Source organism: Neobacillus pocheonensis, from assembly GCF_050477905.1.
GTDB lineage: Bacteria > Bacillota > Bacilli > Bacillales > Cytobacillaceae > Neobacillus > Neobacillus pocheonensis_A.
This window is the reverse complement of the sequence record NZ_JBCNAD010000115.1, coordinates 1-4,650: the sequence shown is the minus strand read 5'-3', so window position 1 is coordinate 4,650 and position 4,650 is coordinate 1. Positions and strand designations below refer to the sequence as shown.

Annotated in this window: 4 protein-coding genes; 3 read left to right on the top strand and 1 reads right to left on the bottom strand. The window is 43.0% G+C overall.

The annotated features are described in order from the left end of the window. The first annotated feature begins 36 nt into the window (after nt 1-36). Complete coding sequence (locus ABES02_RS29745) at nt 37-1,146, top strand: phosphodiester glycosidase family protein (protein ID WP_430141644.1); 1,110 nt, start codon at nt 37-39, stop codon at nt 1,144-1,146. Between the two features lie 300 nt (nt 1,147-1,446). Next, on the top strand, nt 1,447-2,202 hold the full coding sequence (locus tag ABES02_RS29740; RefSeq protein ID WP_430141642.1) for a class I SAM-dependent methyltransferase: 756 nt from the start codon (nt 1,447-1,449) through the stop codon (nt 2,200-2,202). Between the two features lie 201 nt (nt 2,203-2,403). On the opposite strand, the gene ABES02_RS29735 is transcribed toward ABES02_RS29740, so the two are convergent. Then, nucleotides 2,404-3,408, bottom strand: coding sequence for a DUF3231 family protein (locus ABES02_RS29735; RefSeq protein ID WP_430141640.1), 1,005 nt, complete (start codon nt 3,406-3,408; stop codon nt 2,404-2,406). 495 nt (nt 3,409-3,903) lie between these two features. Here ABES02_RS29735 and ABES02_RS29730 point away from each other — a divergent pair, with 495 nt between their 5' ends. Continuing rightward, nucleotides 3,904-4,419, top strand: coding sequence for an adenylate kinase (locus ABES02_RS29730; protein ID WP_430141638.1), 516 nt, complete (start codon nt 3,904-3,906; stop codon nt 4,417-4,419). The last annotated feature ends 231 nt before the right edge of the window (nt 4,420-4,650 follow it).

Genomic DNA, 4,650 nt, shown 5'->3' with positions numbered 1-4,650 from the left:
ACTCTAGGTTATGTTTCAAAAATTGAGGTGAGCCTGTTGAATCCAAGCTATTCGTATGACCGTACGGAAGCTGCTCCAGCACGGATACGAAAGCGGCGCAAACGCAAATCGTTATTTTTCTATGCTATCTTACTTGTATTATTATCCATGTCCGGCTTTTCGATGTGGTTCTATTTCACTGCTTCCGGCACCGAGCTCCGTTATATGATAGCCGATACGCTCATTACAACGCAGCATCGCGATTATGCGAAATTTTTAATCGGTCAGGACGAAATGAATCGCCGCGTAGAAGACTATCTCGCGCAATTCGACGCGATGGGCTCGGAGAAAGATAATCATAATGTCTTTCCTGTGACTCAGCCTAATAACACCGTGTCGGTTGAGCCCGTCAGCGGCAATAAATTTAAAGGCTACCTGCTCACCGTGCACAATCCGAAGATGATCCGGGTGGTGACCACTAGTATCGTCGGTCAAGGCGAGCAGATTTTGAGCATGGTCAAACGTACCGGGGCGATTGCCGGAGTGAACGGTGGCGCATTCGATGATCCCAATTACGACGGCAACGGATTTAAGCCGTCCGGCATCGTCATGTCCGGCGGCAAACTGCTGTACAACGACGGCGGTATGGAGGATCCGGTGAACGTCGTCGGACTCGACCGCAACGGGGTAATGATTGCCGGTAAATATAAGCCTTCCGAACTGCTCAAGATGGGCGTCACGGAGGCGGTATCGTTTTCGCCGAAGTTTATTGTTAACGGTAAAGGGCTGATCAAGAACGAGGCCGAAGGATGGGGCATCGCTCCCCGTACTTGTATGGCTCAAACGAGGGACGGGACCATTCTGTTCCTGGTGATCGATGGAAGGCAACCCGGTTACTCCGTGGGCGCCACGCTTTATGATGCCCAGAAGCTGCTGCTTGAGAAAGGAGCCGTGACAGCGGCCAATCTGGATGGCGGTTCCTCGTCCGTGCTTGTCAAGAACAACGAGGTGGTCAATCGTCCTTCCAGCAGCTACGGCATGAGGTATCTGCCGTCGGCGTTCCTGGTATTTGAGAAACCGGACAAAGTAAAAGTGCCCAATATATGGAGCGGCATCGACATGCAGCATTTCAACTCATCCCACAAGCCCTTCACAGACCAGCCATAGTATGGTTTAGTTCATAGGAGCTCCCGCGGTGGAGCGGCACAGACGATGTTAGAGTAGATGGCTTTACGTTGGGTTGCGATAGCAAAATCCCATTACGAGGCTGCCGGCACGACCGGCGGCTTCATTACGTTAACGGGCAGAATAATGGAATAAACAGGAAGGAATTCTAAGATAAAGAGAGAAAAGTAGTGTAATGAAGTCTAGATAGCCTAGCCTAGAGGGGAAGGTATTAACATGGTTACTTCAGAAATCGACGTTGTCAACGAATCGTTTACCGCTATTCTGGGAGAGTGACGAGAGATGAACAGTAGAGAAAGGTTTTCGAACCGGGTCGATTCATATTTGAAGTACCGCCCGAGCTATCCGAAAGAGGCTGTTGATTATTTGTATGACTTCGTCGGTTTGCGTTCGAACAGTAAAATAGCAGACATCGGTTCCGGTACAGGGATCTTTTCAAAGCTACTTCTGGAACGCGGAAGCTATGTGATCGCGGTCGAGCCGAATCAGGCAATGCGGGTAGCCGCCGAGCAAATGTTAGAAAGCAATCCGAACTTTCAGACTATATCAGGTTCTGCAGAATTTACTGGATTACCTGATCAGTCGGTTGAGTTTATTGTCTGCGCACAAGCGTTTCACTGGTTTGATCGCTTAGCAGCGCAAACCGAGTTCCGTAGAATTCTACAGCCGGGTGGGAGAGTAATACTAATCTGGAATTCCCGTCTTACAAACGGTACTTCATTTCGTGAAGAGTACGATCAACTGCTTCATACATACGGAACCGACTACGAAAAAGTCAATCATAAAAATATTTCTCAGACGATGCTTCTCTCTTTTTTCAAGGAAGGTACGATGCATGAAGAGCGATTCAGAATGAGTCAGGAGTTCGATTTCGAGGGCTTGAGAGGCCGGTTGCTATCATCTTCCTACAGCCCTGTACCCGGGCATCCGAATTACAATCCGATGATGACGGAACTGCGAAATCTATTTGATAGGAATAATCAGGATGGTATTGTTCTATTCGATTATGAAACTGAGATATTTTGGGGAGAAGTATAGATCAAGCTTCGATTATAGAGAATCATTGTGCTAAACGGGTACGAGAGCTCAATAAAATACCTTACCCGCATGTACGGTGGTGTGAGAGGACGGGGGTTAGTCGCCCCCTCCTACTCGATAGATGCAGATTAATGCAAGTAGAACATCGAAAACCCCCTCGTTGAACATCTTTAAAGAGGGGAATTTTAATGAGCTGGATAATTATTGGTTTTTAGCAATTTCTTTTCTGTTTGGTGCAATTGGAGGTTGTTCTAGCCATTTATTTTTTATCATGAGATCAACCCAATTTTTTGTTACTGTTAGGTCTTTAAGAATTACTCTCTCATAATCGAGAATTAGATCATACCTCATAGAACCCGCTAGTCCTAACCCGTGATATGCTTGCGAAGTAAGAAACAAAAAACCAATGTGATACATGATAAGTTTATCTGAAAACGGTGAATCTGTAGAGTCGGTTACTTCAGTTTCCCATGACATCGGTACAGGCAAATTATCATCTTTTAGTTTTTTACTTAGTAATTGAATGTGTTCATTTGAAGTTTGAACTGCATCCGTTAGAAACTTCCTTATTTCCTTGGAACCGGCAATTTGACTAAACGCAATACCAAGTGTTTTCGCCATAATACTTTTCTTCAGATTGAGGGAAATATTTCCTATTTCTACGGCCGAAAGAGGACGCTTATCACCCCAAAAACCATCAAGATATTTTTTGCTATCTATAAATTCAGGGTTTGAACGGGGGAAAAAATAAGGGTCTTTTTGAAAATGCCCCTTATCAAGTAATAAATCAATGGTCCGATGATACATATTTTTTCCATCTGTCAAGCAGGAATCAAAAAAATCCCTTAAATCTTTTCTAACTGATGTACTAATCGAAAATAAATGACCGTTTAAACCATGTATTGTCATGAGATATAAATAATCCAAACAAAAAAGATCTGAAAATAACCTTCTTATATTGGGGTTTAAATCTGAATCTGTAAACCCTATGGGTAAAGGAAATCCATCACTAATAATAAAAGCAGAAACCTGCTTCATTTGATTTTCAGTTGTTTTTATTGCATCGTCAAAAATTTCTCTAATGGTAGTATCTTCTATAATTGTAAGCATATATTTATTCACACAATTTACCATTGTGCCATTTACGTATTCTCCCCACAAGGCTCCGATTTCCGTCGATGTTAGTTTTAATTGAGTTTTATTCATGTCTCCGACACCTCCAAAATTATATTGTCCAAGTAGAAAAGATTTATCACATTAGATTTTGAAAAACTAATGCTTTCGAGTATTCTACGGGGGGAGAATGTGTAGCAGCCATTATTACGCTAAGAACAAGAGCTCTATAAAAAACTAGAACCAGGTTGCCGGCAATTTCCAGTATCAGACATAGCTTATACAATTCTTGAAGTCCCCAACGCAAAGTGATGCCAAATATATCTTCCACTGTATCCGATTGACTCTCTTCACACTCTATAACGATAATCACCTGCTAAATTTTCCACTCAACAGTCGCTGCTTCTTTTTTAATTATCTTGTAATACGAAGGAGCTGCCAGCCGCGCAGCTCCAAAATAAGACATTCGATACATATGTCTCTGGTTTGTAGTTCAACTAAAGGGCAGATTACGTGAATTATCTGGAAGCATTTGGTCAACTTTTCTATACTTTGTTTAGTGAGAACACTTTACGAGGAGGTTTAAGAATGAATATTATCTTGCTTGGATTACCTGGGGCTGGTAAAGGCACACAAGCTAAAGTTATCATCGAAAATCAACGTATCCCGCACATCTCTACTGGAGATTTATTTAGAAAGGCAGTTAAAGACAAGACAGAACTAGGTTTATTAGCAAACGAATATATGAGCAAAGGAGAATTGGTACCTGACGAGGTCACGATAGGAATCGCATTACAAAGATTGAATAATGTTGATTGTTTAGAGGGTTTTCTGTTGGATGGTTTCCCGCGAAACATCGTGCAGGCTCAAGCGTTAGAAAAACATCTAGCTTCAGAAGCTAAGAAGATTGATCTTGCCATATATGTAGAAGTCGACGAAAATATACTTTTGGGACGTGCAACTGGAAGAAGGATTTGTTCTGGTTGTGGCCAGACGTTTCACCTCACGAGTAAGCCACCGAAGGTAATTGATCGTTGTGACTCATGTAATGAAATCCTCATCCAGCGGGAAGATGACCGAGAAGAAACAGTTAGAGAACGCTAAACATTCCTGTTAGTCCTAAGAAATGGACTTTGTCAAAAAAGGAGCGCCTCGGTATGATGGGTTTATCGACGGGTTTGAGACCCAACACCATCAAGGAGGCGCTCTTACTATGAAGTTTAATCAATCACACGGACAAAATCAACGGATTGAACGAATTACCACCTCTCATCTTGTTGTCGGTATCGACATGGCCAAGGAGACGCATGTAGCGCAAGCTACAAACTTCCGTGG